The 21,343-nt window shown below is 38.0% G+C and carries 14 protein-coding genes; 12 read left to right on the top strand and 2 right to left on the bottom strand.

From position 1 onward, the window contains the following. Positions 1–2: 2 nt before the first annotated feature. Both JXQ92_RS14905 and JXQ92_RS14900 read right to left on the bottom strand, forming a co-directional pair. Positions 3–2,828, bottom strand: a complete 2,826-nt coding sequence (locus tag JXQ92_RS14905) for a hypothetical protein (RefSeq protein WP_421987432.1) — start codon at positions 2,826–2,828, stop codon at positions 3–5. Positions 2,829–2,910: 82 nt separating this feature from the next. Beyond that, positions 2,911–3,450, bottom strand: a complete 540-nt coding sequence (locus JXQ92_RS14900) for a DUF4924 family protein (RefSeq protein WP_421987431.1) — start codon at positions 3,448–3,450, stop codon at positions 2,911–2,913. Between the two features lie 75 nt (positions 3,451–3,525). On the opposite strand from JXQ92_RS14900, the gene lepA reads away from it, so the two are divergent. From lepA to JXQ92_RS14840, 12 genes are all read left to right on the top strand, one after another. Continuing rightward, positions 3,526–5,313: a translation elongation factor 4 gene (lepA, locus tag JXQ92_RS14895; RefSeq protein WP_421987430.1), complete on the top strand. Its 1,788-nt coding sequence runs from the start codon at positions 3,526–3,528 to the stop codon at positions 5,311–5,313. A 10-nt stretch (positions 5,314–5,323) separates the two neighbouring features. Beyond that, positions 5,324–6,199 carry a bifunctional 5,10-methylenetetrahydrofolate dehydrogenase/5,10-methenyltetrahydrofolate cyclohydrolase gene (locus JXQ92_RS14890; RefSeq protein WP_421987429.1) on the top strand — a complete coding sequence of 292 codons (876 nt, stop codon included), beginning with the start codon at positions 5,324–5,326 and terminating at the stop codon, positions 6,197–6,199. 58 nt (positions 6,200–6,257) lie between these two features. Further along, positions 6,258–6,869, top strand: coding sequence for a 7-carboxy-7-deazaguanine synthase QueE (locus JXQ92_RS14885; RefSeq protein WP_421987428.1), 612 nt, complete (start codon positions 6,258–6,260; stop codon positions 6,867–6,869). Continuing rightward, positions 6,869–8,731, top strand: coding sequence for an OmpA family protein (locus JXQ92_RS14880; protein ID WP_421987427.1), 1,863 nt, complete (start codon positions 6,869–6,871; stop codon positions 8,729–8,731). Before JXQ92_RS14885 ends, JXQ92_RS14880 begins: the two co-directional genes overlap by 1 nt. 310 nt (positions 8,732–9,041) lie before the next feature. After that, positions 9,042–12,098, top strand: coding sequence for a SusC/RagA family TonB-linked outer membrane protein (locus tag JXQ92_RS14875; protein ID WP_421987426.1), 3,057 nt, complete (start codon positions 9,042–9,044; stop codon positions 12,096–12,098). 28 nt (positions 12,099–12,126) lie between these two features. Beyond that, complete coding sequence (locus tag JXQ92_RS14870; protein ID WP_421987425.1) at positions 12,127–13,620, top strand: RagB/SusD family nutrient uptake outer membrane protein; 1,494 nt, start codon at positions 12,127–12,129, stop codon at positions 13,618–13,620. A 101-nt stretch (positions 13,621–13,721) separates the two neighbouring features. Then, positions 13,722–14,213, top strand: coding sequence for a hypothetical protein (locus JXQ92_RS14865; RefSeq protein ID WP_421987424.1), 492 nt, complete (start codon positions 13,722–13,724; stop codon positions 14,211–14,213). A 243-nt stretch (positions 14,214–14,456) separates the two neighbouring features. After that, positions 14,457–17,675 (top strand): VCBS repeat-containing protein, encoded by a 3,219-nt coding sequence (locus JXQ92_RS14860; protein WP_421987423.1) that lies wholly within the window; start codon positions 14,457–14,459, stop codon positions 17,673–17,675. A gap of 89 nt (positions 17,676–17,764) precedes the next feature. Beyond that, complete coding sequence (gene rfaD, locus JXQ92_RS14855; RefSeq protein WP_421987422.1) at positions 17,765–18,730, top strand: ADP-glyceromanno-heptose 6-epimerase; 966 nt, start codon at positions 17,765–17,767, stop codon at positions 18,728–18,730. A 3-nt stretch (positions 18,731–18,733) separates the two neighbouring features. Beyond that, positions 18,734–19,186, top strand: a complete 453-nt coding sequence (locus JXQ92_RS14850) for a hypothetical protein (RefSeq protein WP_421987421.1) — start codon at positions 18,734–18,736, stop codon at positions 19,184–19,186. Between the two features lie 145 nt (positions 19,187–19,331). Then, entirely contained in the window at positions 19,332–21,191 is a 1,860-nt protein-coding gene (locus JXQ92_RS14845; protein ID WP_421987420.1) for a hypothetical protein, read from the top strand. A gap of 2 nt (positions 21,192–21,193) precedes the next feature. Further along, complete coding sequence (locus JXQ92_RS14840; protein ID WP_421987419.1) at positions 21,194–21,343, top strand: DUF5989 family protein; 150 nt, start codon at positions 21,194–21,196, stop codon at positions 21,341–21,343.

Here is a 21,343-nt window from a genome sequence, read left to right as displayed (position 1 = left end):
GCCTATTTCCCCCCTTCCGTCATGGACCCTTCTAGTACTTGATAGGAAGCCGTACCAAAACCTAATCTGCTGAAAGCATCTACACCTTCGGCTATCAGTTTAATTTCATTAGGTCGGTCGGCATTGTAGTATGTTATTGTAGCTTCTCCATTTTCATCTGTGAATACATTGGCTTGCCAGAAAATGGTTGTTCTTAAATCTGGCACTGGGTCTTTGCGCTGCTTTTCAGTTTCGTAAACGGGCGCGTAAAATTCAGTGGTGTAGTTTTTAAAGGCCATATGATCGATTTTACTAGTGAAAATCGGCTTATATACTACCTCATCATAAAGGGTGTTAATTTGAACAATTGGCCATTGTATTGAAGCGAAATAATCCGTCAATCTTTGACGTGATAAATACGCTATCGGTAACTCAATGTGAGTTTGATTAATTGATATTGACTCTATAAAATCTATGTCAATCCTTTCAATGGCATACTTTGCCTGAAAATTCCCTTCATCCATATCGAAGTTCAAGTAATCGAAAAATAGGTCAATTTTATTTACTGGTTCACAATTGAGGTAGATTTGGAAAGGGACGACTCTTTTATTATCTAACTCGCCAACAAGGACATCTAGGTAAAGCCCTAGAACACCCGCAATCGGTTTATTGGGTGCTCTCCAATCATTCCAGTCATAGATGTTTTGGAATTTTTTTATGAATCCAACTTGCTTAAGCAGCGATAAGATGTCTTTGTTTTTTGTGTCTAGTTCTTCAATTCTTTTGGTAGTCCAAGGATCCTCAAAATGGAATGACTCTAAGGGGCAACTGCCCACAAATTCTTTTTTTGTTCTCGACGCTTCTACTGTTACTGAATTTAAGAGAATGGTATTCTGAAAGCGGTCGGGTCTTACCTTATTTGACTTTTTATGCAGAGCGAGGTTTTCCGTTTTGGAAGGTCTAGCTTGAAGTAATTCATTGAAGAATTTCAGTTTTTCAAGTCTACTGTCATCAATTAGTGATAGGCCAGGTTGATCCTTTTTATTCTTAATTCCGGTAAATATGTGGAAGGAGTCACCTCTATTTTTTAAGTAGGTCGAATTGATGCGAAAAAAACCTTCTTCATCTGTTTTAAACGTTTCAATACCACCGCTTTTTACGGGTGAGAAGTAGACCTCCCTATCTTTTAAGGGCTTTCTTTTAATGTTTTTATAGATTAATCTTCCGTAAAGTCCTTCTATGTCTTCTATTGAGCTTGAAATATGTTTTCTCCAGCCATTGGTCAGCATCACTAAATCGAGCGCTTTTACAGCTTTAGGATCCTTTGAAAAGTAGAAATTTGGTGTTGGTATATTGCCCTTCAGCTCGGCAGTCAAAAGTACTTGCGCCAGTAGGTTCGGTTGATCGGGCAGGGGATTTCCATTTCGAGTTTGGTCGAATGCGGTAAAAGAGAAATTTCCAACGACAGGTTTGCCATTATGATCGGTAACTCGAATTTTAGCTTCAACTTTTTCGCGGGCCAGATAGGTAGTGTTATTAGTTTTTACTTCGACATTGAGTTGTTGTTCCACGTTGGAAAAAAAGAGTCTTTCAGCCAATGGCTCATTGTTTTGGTTAAGCACTTTGAAGCTAAATGTGCCGACTCCTAAGTTTTCAAACGCCACTTCCCAGTTTTCTTGCGCTGAAAATGTAAAATCAATATCACTTATTACCTGATTGTTTTTGGTGATTAGCAGTCTCCCATTTTTACCTACTATATCATTACTGGCTCTTACCAAAGCGTATTGTTTACCATCTTTTTGTTGATCTGTAATGCTTAGGGAAATACCAGACTCTTTTGCTGATGGTAGTTTATAAAGAGAATCGATTTTGAAAGGCGAATTAATTTTGAAGAAGTAGTCTTTGCCACTTTCAGCCATTAAATTAAATGCCCCTGTACCCTTGTAATAACTTTCAGCCGCCGCCACAATTTTACCATCACTGTCAATAATTAGGCCCTTGAAGTCTATGGGTATGCCGTTTTCATTAATCGCTTTGAAAGCCACTTTGGAAACGGTGTTGCTAATCAAATCTCCTCCTTCTGGAAAGAACTGCAAATCTATTTTAGGTTGAGCTGTCTGGATTGGAAGAGTCAATTTGACTGGCTTAGAAAGTCTTTTGTCTTCGCTTTCGATAACAAGCCTAAGGTCGGTGTATTCCTTCTTGATATTTTGAAGGTCTAGTGTGACTTTCCCGTCTTGGGTGGTCTTGAGCCTACCTTTTTTTATCTGATCCTCTCCAGAAAGGAGTTGATAAGTTAGTTTGACTTCTGGGGCGACATTATTTGCAGAATACCGCGTGAAAATATCTATAGAGTTATTACCTGAATAGTTTAAGGTCTCAAATTTTGGAAAGGCTTGAACTTCGATTTCATCTGCAAGATCCGAACGCACATAGATGTCTTTTGCAAATGACTGATCAGTTCTTGACCCTATCATTTGCCCACTGATGGCCTTTATTCTAAATCTACCTTCGTTTTCAGGAGCAATCAGGAAACCATCGGTTACTCCACCGTTCAATGCCCAAGAAGATCTACTGACCTTTATTCCATCTACATTGACGAGGATCAAATGAAAGGCTAAGCTGCTATCGGAAATTGCGTTGAATTGGTCAAAGACATAGCCCTTAAACCAGATGGTATCCTCTGGTGCGTAAATATCTTTATCTGTTGAGAGATAAGCTTTTTCGATGACTTGCGCTTGAACAGAATAATTGATTGCAACCGCTAATACAATTGATAATACACCTACTTTGAGTGCATGGCGTAAGAATCCGGATATAGTTTGGTTAAGGCGTTTTTTTAATCCCATAAATACTTTTTGCCAAAGACATGAATAGTCTGAAGAAAAGAATTTATAGTATTAACGAAGGTTTCTTCTAAGGAAACAAAACTTAGTTTGAATGATTTGTATTAGAATTGGATGAATGGCTCAAGTAAGAAAGCACATTCCCAAATTGATCGATTTTAGCTAAATCTTCTTCTGTTACTTTTTCATCTTTCATGCGAGCGATCAATAAACCGAATACGCCATTCAGACAAGCTTGAATGGGATCAGAAATATTACCCTCGGATGCAATAATGTTTTCTCTAATCGCAGGTCGGGCGGCATTAAAAATTGTTTGATAGTTTGTATCCTGCGTTAACAGTTTCAAGCTTAGGTCAGATAGCTTTTGAACCATTTCTTGCACAGAACTTAGGTGGCCTGCTTTTTCAAGCCCCTCTTCTTTCATAGACTCAATAGTACTAGAATACCAATTAATTTCGGCCAATTTGGCACTTTCATCAAGTGTTTCTTGTGGTATTTTGTCTACAATCTCTTTTTGAATTTGGTTGATGTCAAATTCAAAATTTCTAATCAACAATTCCGTCTGATACATATAAATGATGTATTGAGAAATGTTTTGCTCTTTTTTCCTGTCTGCCAATAACATATCTGCAAAATTAATGCTTATCTCTTCAAAGCAAATGATCCGCTTTTTTCTATTTTTGCACTTCTTTTAGAAAGCATGGATAAAATTCGAAATTTCTGCATAATCGCTCACATTGACCATGGTAAGAGTACTTTGGCCGATAGACTGCTTCAAAGTACAGGAACAGTCAGTGATCGTGATATGCAAGCCCAATTGTTAGATGATATGGATTTGGAGCGTGAGCGAGGCATTACGATCAAGTCTCATGCTATCCAAATGGATTATGAATATAAAGGGGAGCAATACACTTTAAACCTTATCGATACCCCAGGACATGTCGATTTTTCTTATGAAGTGTCGAGGTCTATTGCAGCTTGCGAAGGTGCTTTGTTAATTGTGGATGCCTCTCAGGGTGTAGAAGCACAAACTATTTCGAATCTTTACTTGGCTTTAGAGCATGATTTGGAGATAATTCCTGTGCTTAATAAAATTGATCTTCCTGGTGCCATGCCTGAGGAAATGACAGATCAGGTAGTAGAACTATTGGGCTGTTCACCTGATGATGTAATTCATGCAAGTGGGAAAGAAGGTCTTGGTATTGAAGACATTCTTTCGGCTATAATAGAAAAAGTACCTGCCCCAAAAGGAGATCCTGAGGAGCCACTTCAGGCCATGATTTTCGACTCCGTTTTCAATTCTTACCGAGGGATTGAAGTAATCTTTAGAGTTTTCAATGGCTCAATAAAGAAGGGTGATAAGATTAAATTTGTCAATACTGGGAAAACTTATAATGCCGATGAGATTGGAATTTTAAGATTGAACCAAGACCCTCAGCAAGAAATTAGCGCAGGAAATGTAGGCTATTTGATTTCAGGAATTAAAGTAGCGAAAGAAGTCAAAGTAGGTGATACCATTACCCACGTAGAAAACCCAACACAAGAGTTGATTAAGGGTTTTGAGGATGTAAAACCGATGGTTTTTGCTGGTATTTATCCGGTTGAAACATCTGAGTTCGAAGAATTGAGAGCGTCTATGGAGAAACTTCAGTTAAATGACGCTTCTCTAGTTTGGGAGCCTGAGACTTCTGCCGCCTTAGGTTTTGGTTTCAGATGTGGTTTCTTGGGTATGCTTCATCTAGAAATTGTGCAAGAAAGATTGGAACGAGAATTCGATATGACGGTGATTACGACCGTTCCCTCGGTTCAATTCCACGCCATCATGACTGATGAGTCGGTACAAATGGTAAATGCTCCTTCTGAATTGCCCGAGGCTAATGCTACAGCTCACTTAGAAGAACCATTTATTAGGGCACAGATAATCTCCAAAGCAGAATACGTTGGCCCAATCATCGGTCTTTGTATTGATAAGCGAGGAGAAATCAAGAATCAGGTTTATTTAACTTCGAGTAGGGTAGAGTTAACTTTTGAAATGCCGCTTGCTGAAATTGTCTTTGACTTTTTTGATAAGTTGAAGACAATTTCAAGAGGTTATGCGTCACTGGATTATGAGCTCATAGGTTTTAGGCAATCTAACTTGGTGAAGTTGGACGTGATGCTTAATGGAGAAACGGTAGATGCACTTTCAGCTATTGTACATAGAGATAAAGCCTACGATTGGGGTAAACGTTTGTGTGAAAAGTTAAGAGAACTTTTACCAAGGCAGATGTTTGAAATTGCGATTCAGGCATCTATTGGAACAAAAATTATAGCCAGAGAAACTGTGAAAGCCTTGCGTAAAAACGTTTTGGCCAAGTGTTATGGCGGCGATATTTCAAGGAAACGTAAGTTGCTTGAAAAACAGAAAAAAGGTAAAAAGAGAATGCGTCAGGTAGGTAATGTGGAAATTCCACAGGAAGCTTTTATGGCGGTTCTGAAATTAGATTAATAAGATTGCTATGGAATTACTAGACGGAAAGGCTACAGCACAGTCTATCAAAGACGAGTTGGCAGGTAAAGTAAAGGAAATTGAAGCTAAGGGTGGTAAAGTACCCCATTTAGCAGCAGTTTTAGTAGGAGAAGATGGTGCTAGTAAAACCTATGTAAACGCTAAAGTAAAAGCTTGCCAACAAATTGGTTTTGGTTCTACGCTTATTCATTTGCCCGAAGAAGCTTCTGAAGAAGAAGTGCTCGCCACGGTAGATAAGTTGAACAATGATCCGGATATAGATGGGTTCATAGTACAGGTACCTTTACCTAAGCAGATTGATGAGCACAAAGTAGTGGAAGCCATTTTGCCAGAAAAAGATGTTGATGGTTTTCATCCATCGAACTTAGGGAAGATGCTTTTAGACTTGCCAACTTTACTTCCAGCAACACCAAAAGGTATGATGCTTTTGATGGAAAGAAATGGCATTGAAACTTCCGGTAAAAACTGTGTAGTGATTGGCAGAAGTCATACAGTAGGAACACCCATTAGTGTTTTAATGTCAAGAAATGCTGCGCCTGGTAATGCTACAGTAACGCTATGCCATAGCCGAACACAAAATTTGGCTGAAATTACAAGCCAAGCCGATATATTGATTGTTGCTATAGGCCGAGAAGGTTTTGTCACTGAAGAAATGGTAAAAGAGGGTGCCATTGTTATTGATGTAGGAATCCACAGAGTACCGTCTACCCAAACTAAATCCGGCTTTAAGTTAAAAGGTGATGTAAGGTTTGATGAGGTTGCTCCAAAATGCAGTTTCATTACCCCAGTTCCAGGTGGTGTAGGGCCAATGACTATTGCTTCATTGCTTTGGAATACGTATTTGGCTAGTCAAAAGCTAATATAAAGCTTGCCTAGCATTATTTTAAAATAGCAGTTTCAACACCTGCTTTAAAAAATTGAAAATGATAAAAGAACAAATCAAACTTCCAGTAATGGAAGCATTCTATACTATTCAAGGAGAAGGTCATTTCTCGGGTAATTCAGCATATTTTATTCGATTGGGAGGTTGTGATGTCGGTTGCGTTTGGTGCGACGTGAAAGACTCATGGAATGCAGATCAATGGCCAAAGCAGTCGGTAGAGGAGATTGTATCTATGGTAAATAAATCGCCTACCCGATTAGCCGTTATCACTGGCGGTGAGCCATTAATGTATGATTTGACGAACCTTACAGAGGCGCTGCATACTTCAGGCTTACAAACTAACGTTGAAACCTCAGGAGCACACCCTGTAAGTGGGAACTGGGATTGGATATGTTTTTCTCCGAAGAAATTCATGAAGCCCCGTGAAGAATTTTACCAAGTAGCCGATGAATTGAAAGTGGTTATATATAATAAGAGTGATTTTGAGTGGGCTGAAGCACATGCTGCACAAGTAAGACCAGATTGTTTATTGTATTTACAACCAGAGTGGGATAAGTCGGAAAAGATGCTCCCTGAAATAATAAATTATGTTAAAGACAACCCTCAGTGGAAAATTTCGCTACAAACACATAAGTTTATGAATATTCCTTAGTGTTGAGAATAACTACCATTCTATTAACCCTTCTTTTTTGCGGAACGTTATCCGCGCAAACCCTTCATTCAAAAAACAAGAAAGCACTAGCGAGTTATCGCGAGGCTCGTGACCTTTTTCAGATCGGTAATCTCCGCCAATCAGAGTTTGCTGTGCTTCAGGCTATAAAGAAGGATAAGAGTTTTGATGAAGCGATTCTGCTTCTGAATAGGATTCTTATAAAGAAACTGGATATTGAAGAATCCGAACAAATTCTTCAAACGTATAAAAATGCTTTAGCACCAGAATTTGTTAACCGGATACGCTATGATCAGGCGCATTTTTATTTCTCAAGTGGTTTATATCAGGAAGCAGCTGAAATTATAACAAAGATCAGCGGAGATATTTATGGTATTTCACCAGATTTTGTTTCGCTTCTAGATTCCTCAATCGAGTTTTCTATTTCTCAGATGGCTAAGAAAGAGGTAATAGTATTTGAAAAACTACCAGATCCCCTAAATCAATTCGAAATGCAATATTTCCCTTCAATCACTGCTGAAAATCAACTGGTATTTATTGTTAGGGAGAATAACGGTCGAGGAAATGAAAATATATATCAAAGCACAATGCGTAATGCAAAGTGGACGGAACCTGAAAGCATTTCTGATAACATTAATACTGATAGAAATGAAGGAACAGCTTCAATTTCTGCCGATGGATCTACTTTAGTTTTTTCTGCCTGCAACCTCCCTAGCAATATTGGTAGTTGCGATTTGTATATAAGTTATAAAGTAGGTTTGGAATGGAGTAAGCCCGAATTGCTTAGCGAGAACGTCAATAGTAAGGATTGGGATTCTCAGCCATCGCTTTCAAGAGATGGAAAAAAACTCTTTTTCGTTAGCAGCCGAAAGGGTGGTTTAGGAAAGTTAGACATTTGGGTAAGCGAAAAAAGTATTAGAGGTTGGTCTGAAGCTGAAAACTTAGGATCAGAAGTCAATACAAAACTAGATGATTCCTCTCCTTATATATCTATAGATCAGCGAACCTTGTTTTTTGCTTCGCGAGGAAGAGTAGGGATGGGCGCCTATGATTTATACGTTTCTGTTTTAGAAAGTGGGAAATGGAAAACTCCCCAAAACCTAGGCTATCCTATTAATAACAAGTTCGACCAAGTGGGCTATACGTTCAGTTCGGATGGTTGGGCCTATTATAGTTCTGCTTTGCCGACGGGTAAGATAGAGTTGAACAGATTCAAAGTGCCTGCCGACATTATGTCTTCGGTAAATGAATTGAAATACTTTTCAGGAATTGTATTAGATAAAAAAACACTCGAACCTATTTCCTCTTCTATAAAGTATAAAGAATCAGTACTCGTAAAGACGGATAGTATCACCGGAGAATTTAAGTTGTTTTTAGATGAAGAACAGAGCGATCTAAATGTGAGTGCTGATGGTTACGCGTCAAGCACTTTGCAATTGAATGAGCTAGATGAGCTTACTAACATTCAAGTATTATTGGAGCCCTTGAGTATTGGTAAAAAATTCGAGTTTGGAAACATCTATTTCGACTTCAATAGTACTACGATAAAAGAGGGGAGTAAAGCGACTCTTTCTGCTGTACAGGAATTTCTTGAAAGTAACCCAAAGGTAGTTATTGAAATAGGAGGTCATACAGATGGAATTGGTGGCGAATCTGAGAATTTGGTGCTATCACAAGAAAGGGCAAGGTCGGTTTACCGATATTTTATTGAAAAAGGGGTATCCAAAGAAAATTTGGTTTTTGCTGGCTATGGCGAAGACTATCCATTGACAGCGGGATTAACACCAAATGAACAAGAAAGGAATAGGAGAATAGAGTTCAAAATCGTCAATATCTTGAAATAAGACAATTCGAAAACTTAATAATTAATTAATACTGTATTTCTAGTATTAGATGATTAAAAGATTAGCCCGAGACTAGGAATTTAACATCCTTTAACACTACGGATTTCCTTAGAAATGGTTTACCCTTACTCAACCAAACAAAATTCTTAAATACACTAAAAAAGGGTTTAAACACAGTAAAACAAAGATTCTGGGCTTATTCAGGACATCAAATTTATTTTGCAATTATTATTATTTGATGACATTTTCTTTTATGTTTGGAGTTCTAAGCAAATTAATTTTTCATCAATTAAACTAAAACGAAAGCAAAATGAAGAGAATTTTACTGACTTGTGTCATGCTTATGTTGGCGGGATTAACTACCGTTGCATTTGCTCAGAACAGGACAGTAACTGGAAAGGTGACGAGTTCAGAAGATGGACTTCCACTTGTTCAGGTTACTATTCAGTTGAAAGGTACTTTTGAAGGTACACCTACCAATGTGGACGGTGAATACCGACTTGAAGTGCCTGCATCAGGCGGAACCTTAGTATTCAGTTACCTAGGATTCGTTGACCAGGAAATCAAACTTGTACCGAATCAATCAGTGTACAATGTGATAATGGTTCCAGATGCGACTTCTTTAGGAGAGGTTGTAGTAACTGGTGTGGCTGCTGCTACTCCAGTAAAGAAGCTTCCATTTACAGTAAGTTCTGTAGGTGAGAAGGTAATAAAGCAGGTTCCTGCAACAGATGCTGGTTCTGCACTAGCTGGTAAAATTGCCGGTGTTCGTGTTCAGCCAAGTAATGTTCCAGGTGCTGGACCTCAAATTCAAATTAGAGGTGCTTCTTCTTTAGCAGGTAACAACAGTCCACTTATCGTATTGGATGGTGTGTTAATAGAAGGCAGTCTTTCAGACATTAACCTTCAGGATATTGAGCGTTATGAGGTATTGAAAGGTGCTTCTGCTGCTACTCTATTTGGTTCAAGAGCTGCGAACGGTGTAATCCAGTTATTCTCTAAAAGAGGTGACAAAATTGCTCCAGGTTCAACTCAGTTCTTATTAAGAACGGAATATGGTGGTGAAAGCGTTTACAAAAGCAGAAACATTGAAAAGGCCAATTATCACCCTTTCCTAATTGATCCTGCAACTGGTGATTTCGAACTTGATAACACTGGTACTGCGCAAGATGATCCAGATTTGATTTCTGACAATGCATTCCCGCGTTACAGAGATCACATTAACGATTTATTTACTGGAAGTACATTCTTTACTCAATACATGAGATTAAGTACAAGAGGTGCAACGGGTAACTTAGCTGTTTCAGCTGAATACCAAGATAGAACTGGTGGTGTAGACTTTTATGACGGTAACCAACGTTATAACATTACTGTGCAGTCAGATCAATACATTGGTGAGAAACTGAAATTATCTTCATCTTTAAGGTTTATCCAAGATGAGCAAGATAACGTGTTGCCTAGTATTAGAACTTTGACTATTGCAGATCCAAGTGCTGATTTCTTCGCTCCAAACGAAGAGGATGGTTCTCCATTCAACTACAATGCAAACAGATTTTCTCCTACTTCGGAGTTTAACCCTTTCTATATCTTAACTAACAACAGAAACGAAAGAACTCGTAAGAGATTCATCGGATCAGTTAATGTTAAGTATGATATTATTGAAGGTTTAACTGCGGAAGGCCGTTTCGGTATGGATACATGGCAAGATTACTCTAGAAACTTCCAGGATATTGGATACCTGGCTAACCAAGGTGTTCCAGGAACTGGTTCTCTAGGTAGAGGTTACAGTGATTTCACTGCAATTACTTCTTCTTTCCGTTTAACATATGTAACTAAAATCCAAGATTGGAATTTAAGATCTAACGCTTTCTTCCAGTATGAAGATAGAGGTGGAGAGTCTTTCAGTGCTAACGGTACTAACTTAGGACTTGCTGCTTTTGATCGTTTCAACAACGTAACACTTTCTCCAACGGATGGTCTTCCTTTCTTAGGGGCTAATGCAGCTGAAGAAAACCAAGTAGTTGCTAACAACTTCTCATTATCAGTTGGTGGTGATTACCAAGACAAATATCTATTTGATATTGTTGTAAGACGTGATGGTAACTCATTATTCGGTAGAGATAACAGATGGCAAACATTTGCTAGATTCTCAGCAGGATGGAGAATTACTGAGGATTTCGAAATTGATGGAATTCAAGAAGCAAAAATTACAGGTTCTTGGGGACAAGCTGGTGGACTACCAGGTTTCTTCGATAGATTTGAAAGAGCTCCAGTTGTAAATGGTGTTATCCAAAACCCAACTGTTCTTGAAAATCCATTATTAGGACCAAATGTAACGGACGAATTAGAACTAGGATTGAATGTTGATTTCCTTGATAAATTCAGTTTCATAGGTTCATACTCAGAGCAAAAGAACAGAGACCAAATCTTAACGATTCCTCTTTCAGCTGTAACTGGTAGAACTTCTCAGCAGCAAAACGCTGGTACTTTGGAAACAAATACTATTGAGTTGACTTTAGGATATGATGCGATTCAGAAAAATGACATGAACTTGTCATTCAACTTAATCTTTGATAGAACTAGATCTGAAATCACAGAATTTAACAGACCGAGATTCCAAGTTGGAGCTCGTAACATCTGGGATCTTGGAAACAGACCAACTGAAATGTTCGGTAGAAAAATTGCTCGTTCTTTGGATGAGTTAACTATCCTTCCTGATGGAACAGTTGCTAACGTTACTGGTGGACTTACTCCTTCTGATTTTAAAATCAACAGAGACGGTATCGTAATTGTTGCAGCTGATGAGTTTACTACAAACGAAGCAGCAGTATACATCACTGACGAAGCTGGTGTTCAAACTGATGACTTGTTAATTGGTGATGCTCAGGCAAACTTTAACATGGCGTTAACTACTTCTTTTGACTACAAGAACTTCTCTGTATTCATGCTATGGGAGTACCAAAACGGTGGAGATACTTACTACCAAGGTGGTCAGTGGTTAGCTAGAGATAGGTTACACCCAATCTTTAACCAAGGCGACTTCCCTGAAGGACAAAGAAAAGCTAATACTTACTTAGCTACCATTTATAACACAAACAGAACAACTGATTTCTGGGTTGAAGATGCTACTCACCTTAGATTAAGAGAGCTTGCAGTAAACTATGACCTAGGTGGCGACCAATTGGCAAAAATTGGTATGGACAAAGTGTTCAAGAATGTGAGATTAAGTGTAGTGGGACGTAACTTGTTCTTATCTAGTGACTACCCAGGATATGATCCTGCTTCAGGTGGTATCACTACAAGAACGGATGACTTCGCTTACCCACTTGTTAGATCTTTCAATGGATCAATTGCATTGACGTTCTAATAACAAAGATTTAAATCAAGAAAAAATCATGAAGAAAAATTTCAAATATTTTGGGGTAGTAGCAGCGATAATCGCTGTTACTTTCACCTCTTGTGAAGATCTAGAAGTGGAGAACTTGAATGAAAAGAATAGTTCTGACATTTTCTCTGATCCTACCACGTTCCCATCGGTTGTTGATGGTGCGTTCTTAACCTGGTGGCAGGCGACTCAGTTGAGTTCTCCAAACATGCCAATCTCGGTTTATGCTCAGACATTGAGTTCAAGTTGGGGTAACTGGGGTATGAGAGATTTAGGTACTATTCCTAGAGCTCCAATTCAGAATACATTGACGTACAACAACCGTGCTTTCATGACGACTCCATGGGCACGTTTGAACCAATCTTTAGCTCAGGTTAATGACTTGTTAAGAGTTATGAACAGTGAGTTTGGTGGTACAATCGATGATGGTAACGGAAACGACCTTACTAATCAAGTATTGGCTAATGGTAAATTAGCTCAAGGTTTAGCACTTGGTACATTAGGTCTTATTTTTGACCAAGCTTTCATCGCTGATGAAACTGTTTCTGCTATTGATTTAGGTACTTTGGAGCTTAGCCCTTACACTGATGTAGTGGCTGCTGCAATAACTAAGTTGACAGAAGCTGCTGCAATTTTTGATGGAGATGCATCAACTACTCATTCTGCAATCAATGGATTGAACTATGATAATGTTGAAGCTGCTCGTTTTGCAAGATCATTTGCTGCTAAAATTCTAGCTTATTCTTCTAGAGATGCTGCTGAAGCTGCCGCTAATGATTGGAATCAAATCTTGAGTTTAACGGCTAATACTGTGACTGCTGATATTTCACCTGCTGGTGATGGTGTATTCTGGTGGACTCGTATCTTGATTCAAGGTCAGTTCCCATTATGGACAAGAGTTAGTCAAAGAATCATCAACATGATGGAAGGTGGTACTGGTAGCGGAACAACTTCGGACCCTAGCAATGCTACTGCTCCTTACCCATGGCCTGATGGTACTAATACATTGCCAGAAATTACTGCTCCTAGAGATGCAAGGATTTCTACTGACTTTGTATACAACTCTGGTGTTCAGTTTGCTGCAGATAGAGGTTATTACTTCTACAGTAGCTATAACTTCAACAAGTATAACTACTACATCGCTGCCCTATTAGGACCAATGCCTCACTTAACAATGAATGAGATTGGAATGATTAGAGCTGAAGCTTTAATTAGAACTGGTGGAAGTAAGACTGAAGCAGCTGCATTAATCAACGCTACTCGTGTAACGAGAGGCGGATTAACTGCCTTGACTGGAACAGAATCTGATGCAGACATGTTGAAAGAGATCACTTATGAGCGTCTTGTAGAATTCGCTTGGGATGGTGCTTTGAACGGTTGGTACTTCAGAAGAATAGCGTCTGATCCTTCTCACTTCTTGCAGCCAGGTACTGCTAGTCAGTTACCTCTTCCTGCACAGGAGCTAGAAATCTTAGGACTTGATGTATACACTTTCGGTGGATAATCAATTATAGATACTTTAAAAGCCTCAAGTTTTACTTGGGGCTTTTTTATTACCTTTATTTGAAGTTTTTTTAATGCTAGAAATACAACTTGGAAATGAAAATGAATAAGTACTTAGTAGGTTTAATATTCGCTGTAGTATTAATATCAGCTAGTTGTGGTGAGAGAAGGCCTTATGTTTTGGCTGAAACAATCGAGGTTGAGTTCAAGGATACCTTAAAAATGGAGGATTGGATTTCTATAGATGGTGTAAAGTATACACATGTAAATAACTATGACAAGTTAAAGGAAGATACAACAGCTACTAAAACTGTTTATGATTTAAAAGTATTACCTGCTTCAGTACAGAATGTAGCTGTACCCGGTGCAGGAGAAAAAGAAGTTAAAGGTTATACCCCTACATCAGGTATTGCGTTTGCTTTACTTCAAGCTCTGAGCTTAACTGAAAAAAATGATTTAGGTATGTTCTATGGATTCACAGGCCATACCTTAGAAATGTCTTCAGGTAAAATTAAGTTTTACCGTAAAGATGGAGAGAAGATAAAAGTAATGACCAGTGATGGTTATACAGGTATTATCAGAAAGATAAAATAGAGCCTTGATCTCCGCTTAATTATTACTAATTTATTTTCTGTTCGAGTAAGGTCATACTCAAATTCAACAATAATAAGACTCCCACACACCGATAGGTCGTAAAAGTCGAGTGTTTCTGTGGTTCTTGTCAGATTTGGTGACTCACCATGCTGTATGTTGAATAGAAATATTTTTTTACTGCTTCTTTTATTATCTATACTATCCTGTGAAGGTGAGAAATCTTCAAAGAATAGATTTAAACTCTTGTCGTTAGAAAATGGAATTACTTTTTCTAATGTTCTAACCGAGAGTGACTCCATTAATGCTTACAAGTACCTTTATATGTATAATGGTGCTGGAGTGGGAATAGCTGATTTCAATAACGACGGTCTCCAAGACATCTTTTTTGGTGGTAATATGGTATCGAGTAAACTTTTCATCAACCAAGGTGAATTAAAGTTTAATGACGTTACACTAACTGCAGGCTTGACGACGACAAGTTGGGTTCATGGTGTGTCTATAGTAGATATTAATGCTGATGGATATTTAGACATCTATTTGAGTATTGGTGGCAGAGCAATAGGGAAACACACTCAAAACCAACTCTATGTGAATAATGGTGATTTAACATTCACTGAGCAATCCGGCGAATATGGGTTAAACGAGTCACGTTTAACCACCTATACCGCCTTCTTTGACTTCGATAAGGACGGCGATCTTGACGCCTATCTGATAAATTACGAAAACAACCCTAATAAAGATCCTACAGCTATAAAAAGAAAGAGGCCAGATGGTAATTCAAAAAGTAGCGATCGATTAATGCGTAATGACAATGGAAGATTTGTCGACGTTACATTACTCGCTGGTATACAGCATGAAGGATATGGGCTTGGTCTGGCAATCAATGATTTTAATAATGATGGTTGGCTGGATGTTTATGTAAGTAATGATTTTACTTATGATGACAATCTCTATATAAATGACCAAAATGGTGGTTTTCAGGATGAAATAGCAAGCTATGTAAACCATACAAGTAATTTTGGAATGGGCATTGACATGGCTGATATTAATAATGATGGTTCCATGGACCTATTTCAGGTAGATATGTTGCCTGAGGATAATAGAAGGCAGAAGAAACTACTGAGCGGATTGAACTATAATAGATTTCAACTCTTAACAAAGAATGGTTACCTCCCTCAATACATGAGAAATTCAGTGCAATTAGGTACTGACAATTCTACTTTTCAGGAAGTAGGCCTTCTAACCGGGATGAGTAATACAGATTGGAGTTGGTCACCGCTCATAGCCGATTTAGATAATAATGGTTTCAAGGACGTTTTTATTACTAATGGCTATGTAAAAGATGTAACTGACGTTGATTTTAGAGATTATATAATTAGTGAAAACCAGCGAAGAAGTGCAGTTTTTGACCCAAATGTTGTAGTTGAAGCTTTAAGAGAGCTTAAAGGAGAAAAAGTTGCCAATTATGCCTATGCCAATGAAGGTGACTTAAATTTCTTTAATAAAGCAGAAGACTGGGGACTTGCCCAACCAAGCTTTTCAACCGGAGCTTCATATGGTGACTTGGACAACGATGGTGATCTTGATATTGTAGTAAATAACCTAAATCATGCATCATTTGTGTATGAAAATAGGTCGCGAGAACTAGATAGTTTGAGTTATCTGACTATAGATGTCACAATTGAAAACGATCATGCGAAAGCTATTGGAACTAAGGTTAATCTTACAGTAAAAGGAGAGAAATATAGTGCCGAAGTTTCCCCATTTAGAGGTTTTCAGTCCACCGTAGATGCAAGGTTACACTTTGGACTAAACAAACACACCAAAGTGGATGAGATTGAAATCGTTTGGCCTGATAAAAAGGTGACTAGGTTGGAAGATGTCAAAGTTAATCAACTGCTAAGTATTGAAAGAGAAACCTCAGAAACAGAAGTTGTAATTCAAAAGCCAAAATTTCAAAGCGTTTTTGGCAAAGCCAGCCGTGTTTCTTTAGACTATACCCATAAAGAATCTACGTTCGTAGATTTTAACCGTGAACCATTGTTGCCACATAAACTTTCTCAAGAAGGCCCTTGCGCTAGCACAGCAGATGTTAACGGAGATGGTCTACAAGACATTTTTATAGGAGGCGCAGCGGGAGAACCTGGAAGGCTGTTTACCCAGTATTTTAGAAATGGAGCACTTGGATTTAAAGTTCAGGAACTAGAAGGTAATCAATCAGAAGATGCAGGAGCCCTGTTTATTGATGTAGATTCAGATGGAGATGAAGACTTATATGTCATCTCAGGAAGCAATGAGTTTGAGAATGGGAGCGCTTTATACGCTGATAGACTGTATTTAAATGATGGTCGCGGGAATTTCATAAAATCTGAAGAAGGCATCAATTATGCATCATTTAGCGGAGGTGTAATTGTTAAAAATGACTTTGACAATGATGGCGATATTGACCTATTTGTTGGAGCAAGATGTAAGCCAGGAGAATATCCTTTAGCCGGCACGAGTAAGTTTTTATCCAACGATAATGGCGTTTTCAATGACGTTACGGCTACAATTGCTCCTACAATTCGAGAAATTGGAATGGTAAAGGATGCCGTTTGGGCCGATTTGGATTCAGATGGTTCGAATGAATTGATAATTACCGGTGAATTCATGACGATTAAAGTGTTCACCAATATTGCTGGCTCCTTTACGGACGCTACGGAAAGCTATGGTTTATCAAACTATGTGGGTTGGTGGAATACCCTAGAAATAGTAGACATAGATAAAGATGGTGATTTAGACATCATTGGTGGAAATCTCGGTTTAAATAGTCGATATAAAGCCACTAATCAAGAACCATTATCCATCTATGCTTCTGATTTTAATGGAGATAGAAGAATTGACCCTGTTGTTGCATACTTCAATGATGGGAAAGAATACATCTTGCACGATCGAGCTACACTATCACAACAAATCAATTCCATTAAGAAGAAATTTGTAAAAAACATAAGCTATGCCGAAGCAACAATCGACATGGTGTTCGGACAAGAACGATTAGACAAAGCTACTAAGTTGAGTGCCAATCATTTTAAAACGAGCCTGTTTATAAATCACGGAGAGGAAGGCTTCATGTATATGGAATTACCTGTAGAAGTCCAGTATTCTCAGGTAAATGATATTGAGACCCTTGACTTCGATAAGGATGGTATACTTGATATCTTATTTGCAGGAAACTCCAATAGCCCTGAAGTATTCAATGGTAGATATGATGCACAAAGTACCCTATTAATGAAAGGGCTTGGTAATGGTAAGTTTTTGCCCCTTTCACAAACCCTAAGTGGCTTAGTCAATAGTGGTATCGTAAATAAGATTCAAAAACTTTCAGTCAATGGGGAAGAGTTAATTCTTCTATTAAAGAATAACGAATCTCCAGATTTGCTCCAAGTCAGAATGTCGGATAATCACCTTCAAGGTGGCTATTGAGCACATTTTAATGTAAATCACTTCATTATTTCTAAAGTAGCCATTTTGGATTGGGTATATTTGTCGAAGATTTTAAATCATTAGAACAAATGATCGTAGTTACAGGTGCTGCAGGTTTTATCGCCAGTTGTTTAGTCAGCAAATTGAATAAAGAAGGCTTCAATGACATTATTGCTGTTGACAAATTTGATATACCTGATAAGGAGAGGAATCTCGAAGGAAAAAGTATATCTCAAAAAGTAGATAGAAATAACTTCTTTGATTGGCTTGATCAAAATGCTAAGCATGTGGAATTCATATTTCACCTAGGCGCCAGAACTGATACTGCAGAATTTGATTATAAACTGCTAAATCAACTGAATTTAGAGTATTCTAAAAAGATATGGCAGGCCTGCATAGACAATCAAATCCCATTAGTATACGCCTCTTCAGCAGCAACTTATGGTTCCGGAGATGAAGGGTATGATGATGATCACTCAAGGCTTGACCAACTTCAGCCTTTAAACCCATATGGTGTTTCAAAAAATGAGTTTGACAAATGGGCATTAGCGCAAGAACAAAAACCATTCTTTTGGGCAGGCCTAAAGTTCTTCAATGTTTATGGACCCAATGAGTACCATAAGGGAAGAATGGCCTCTGTGGTGTTACATGCATACAAACAGATTACAAAAACAGGGAAAATGAAGCTCTTTCGATCTCACAACCCTAATTTTAAGGATGGAGAGCAGTTGAGAGACTTTGTTTTTGTAAAGGATGTGATAGAAGTGTGCTACTTCCTAATGAATCATCGTTTGGATTCTGCAATTTATAACCTTGGAAGTGGGAAAGCTCGCACGTTTTTTGATCTAGTTTCAGCAACCTTTAAAGCGCTTGATAAAAAAGCAGATATAGGATTCATAGATACACCAGAAGATATTCGAGATAAATATCAATATTTTACTGAAGCGAATATGACTAAACTTAAAAGCATCGGTTATTCAAAACCATTTACAAGTTTAGAAGAAGGTGTTGAAGATTACGTAAAGAACTATTTAATAGAAAATAAAACATTTTAAACCATGAGAGTAGGAATAGTATTGACATTGATGATTGCTTTTACTTTTAACTCTTTTGCACAAAAGAGTTCCAAAAAAGCGGCAGCCAAAGATAGTGTAGCTTTCTTTTATGCCTCTTTCGAACTGAGTAATGGACTTAGTGTAGTAACGCCAATTGATTCTATTAGCACACCAGCTAAAGAAATGGCCAAATCCCTTTTTCAAGTTAACTCTTCAAACCGACTTCGTATTTTACAGTTTGCGCAGACTACTATGAAAGACCGTAGTCTTCAAATGAAAAGCGATAAAACAGTAATCGTGCTGACTAGTAAAGCTACATTAAAAGCATTGCAGGCTGACTTAGATCGCTTTTTGAACGTAAATAAAGGCTCAGTATACAACCTAGATAGATACAAATTTATTAAGCCCACAGATACTGGTGAAGAAAGCCCATTTGGCAAAGTCACCGTTCACTGATGTTAGGTTATATTCGGTGTTTGGTGCTGTAAAACAAACATTGTATGTGTCTATTTGATTTATGCGAAATATATAGATCTTAATATGAATTAATACTTATATTTAGTCCTTGTCAACACCCATATTTGGCGTGGATTAATATACAATGAAAGTAAAGAAGAGGGTATTCTATTTTATTACACTCCTTATACCTCCCGTTTTTTTTATCATTCTAGAGATAAGCCTGCGGGTATTCAATTACGGAACGGAAATTCAACCAGTATTTATTTCAGATCCTTTTGATGCTAACTATTCGATTCTTAATCCGAGAGTAGCTGAAAGATATTTCCCTGTCACTGAATTTGCACCTTCCGGTCAGTACGATCTTTTCGAATCAGAAAAAAGTGATTCTACCTTTAGAATATTCGTTCAAGGTGCATCTACATCGGCCGGGTTTCCTTACCACAACGCCTCTTCGCCAAGACTGCTAGAGCAAAAACTTTCTGCGCTATATCCAAACCTGAATATTGAAGTTGTCAATACAAGTTTAGTGGCTACTAATAGTTTTACACTGTTAGACCTATCTGACGATATCATAAAACAGCAGCCAGATGCAGTAATAATCTATAGCGGGCACAATGAGTTCTATGGAGCACTTGGCGTAGCCTCAAGTCAATCCTTTGGTAAATCTCCACTGCTTACCAACCTGTATTTAAAGCTTAAGCATGTAAAAACCGTGCAACTTGTTAAGAATATTATCAGGTCTTTCTATTCAAATAAGCCTGAAGGTGATCGTGAGACATTGATGGCGAAAATGGTAAAAGAAGAAAGTATACCATTTGATTCTAAATTACATGAATCTGGTGTAAAACAGTATGAATTCAACATTTCAGCCCTACTACAAAAATATCAGGAAGCTGAAATCCCAGTTTATATTTCGACGCTAGTAAGTAACCTTAAAGACTTTAAGCCATTTACAAGTAGTGAAAAAGGAGGAGCAGATAGCCTTTATAGTGAGGCAGAGAAAATGTTGTCTACTAATAATATTGAGCGCGCTAAAGGCTTATTTCAAAACGCTAGAGATTTCGATCTCTTAAAGTTTAGGGCTACTTCGGGAATAGAGAACCTAGTGCCAGTCCTAGCTAAGAAGTACAATGCCGAATTAGTCAATATGAGAACCGCATTCGAAGCAGCCTCAGATCAGGGTATTGTCGGTAATGATTTAATGAACGAACATGTCCATCCAAACCTGAAAGGGCAGAGAATTATGGCAGACGAGCTGTTTGATGCAATAGAGGCGCTTGTTTCAAAGAAGGGAAAACAGGCTTCTCGTTCAGACTTTGAATATAGTATAGCATCAGTAGATAGCCTTTATGGGCACTTAATGGTTCAGCAACTATTATTAGATTGGCCTTTTGTCAACGCTTCAGAAGCACAGACAAATCAGCTCAAGCAATCCAATGAAAGTAAAGTTCTAAGCGGCCAAATACCTTGGGTGGAAGTGCTCACAAAATCAATTTACGCACAACTCGATGCGGAACCATTAAAAGCCCTTGCCACCGCTAAAGTCTTACATCAAGAATTACACAATCAAGTTCAACCCACTTTACTACTGGCGCAGGCCTACAGCCAATTAGGCTTGTACAATCAAGCGGAAAGTCTGCTGAAGACTTTTAGTCAAGAGGCATCTCAAGTGGAAGTACAAAAATTTAGGTTAACTAATTTAATTGCGGCAAGTGACTACCAAAAGGCAATTCAGATTGCAAATGAGCTGCTAGAATTAAATAAAAATGACGTACAAAGCAGTAGAACAAAAGATGCACTTCTGTCCATTGTCAAAGTTGATTTATACAAGGCCTCAAATCAAGATATAAGTACAAAAACCGATGATTATTTAGATGCGCTGGAAGGCTTAATTTTTATCCAGAAAAAAGACATTGCAGAAACTTTACAGAAGCGAATCTCTAAAGCTATTAAAGGAAAAAACGATCGTTTTTTGAACTTAACGCGAAGAATGAATTACTAATTATGAGACACTTAAGAGAACTATTTCGGTTTATGGCAGTCAGAAAGCGATTGTGGTTAGCTCCAATAATCATCGTTTTATTACTGCTAGGTGTATTGATCGTTTTTGTTGAAGGTTCTGCAATTGCACCTTTCGTTTACAGCATGTTTTAA

Origin of the sequence: Roseivirga sp. (genome assembly GCF_049099775.1) — a bacterium.
Classification (GTDB): domain Bacteria; phylum Bacteroidota; class Bacteroidia; order Cytophagales; family Cyclobacteriaceae; genus Roseivirga.
The sequence above is the reverse complement of the archived record's forward strand: the minus strand, read 5'-3'. Positions and strand labels throughout refer to the sequence as shown.